We start from the raw sequence: 1061 nt of genomic DNA on the forward strand, positions 1-1061 counted from the left end.
CCGCGAATTTTAACCTGATGGTCGTTACGCCCCAGGAATTCCAGGCTGCCATCCGGCAAGTAGCGGGCCAAATCCCCAGTCACATACATCCGCGCGCCGGATACCGAGCTAAAAGGATCCGGTATAAAACGTTCCGCGCTCAATTCCGGCAGGTTAAGGTAGCCCCGCGCCACACCCACGCCGCCAATATACATTTCGCCAACGCCGCCCACCGGGACTAACTGGCCGTATTTGTCCAGCAGGTAAACGCAGGTATTTTTAAGCGGCCGACCGATAGAGCAATCATCGGTTGGGGATAAAACCTCCTTACAAGTCGCTGTGACGGTATTTTCCGTCGGGCCATAAGCGTTCAACAGTCGGGGTCGGTGGACTTCTCGCACAAACCAATCTTGAATGGCGCTCTTCTTAACCGCCTCTCCACCAATGATAATGAGCCGGAGACAATCCGGTAACGGTAATGCATTATTATCTCTGGCAATCAGTTCGGACCAGAATAACGCCGGCAGAGACAGCACGGTGATACGGTTCTGTCGGGCTAAGGCAATAAACTCTGACATCGACGTCAGCCAACTGTCATCACGCATGACCAGCGTGGCCCCGTTGCATAATGTCGAGAAACACTCTTCCACCGAAACGTCAAATGCAAAAGAAGCAAATTGCAACAGCCGATCTTGCGCCGTCACCGCATAAGACTCATTAAAACCCAAATGACGCTGATACACCGCCTGATGTTCCACCATCACCCCTTTCGGCTGCCCAGTGGAGCCGGAAGTATAGATGATGTAAATCAGGTGCCGTGGCGTCAACGCAGCTACCTGCGGGTTACGATCCGACTGATCTGGCACGGTATTCGGGTCCAGTACCGTCAGCTCGCTCAACGCCTCATCACCCAGTGCTGCCCGTCCAGTCGCATCAGCCAATACCACTGACGGAGTAGTATCATTCAGGATATATGCCAAACGCTCCAGCGGATAAGTTGGGTCCAGCGGCACATAGGCACCCCCGGCTTTCAATACTGCTAACAGCGCTACCACCATCACCGGTGAACGTGACACACAAAT

Annotated in this window: 1 protein-coding gene; it reads right to left on the reverse strand. The window is 53.7% G+C overall.

The genetic code is table 11. The annotated features are described in order from the left end of the window. Positions 1 to 1061 (reverse strand): amino acid adenylation domain-containing protein (locus tag EAE91_RS23505; protein ID WP_214090546.1); only part of this gene is annotated, 1061 nt, incomplete at both ends.

Origin of the sequence: Photorhabdus noenieputensis (assembly GCF_018448935.1) — a bacterium.
Lineage (GTDB): Bacteria > Pseudomonadota > Gammaproteobacteria > Enterobacterales > Enterobacteriaceae > Photorhabdus > Photorhabdus noenieputensis.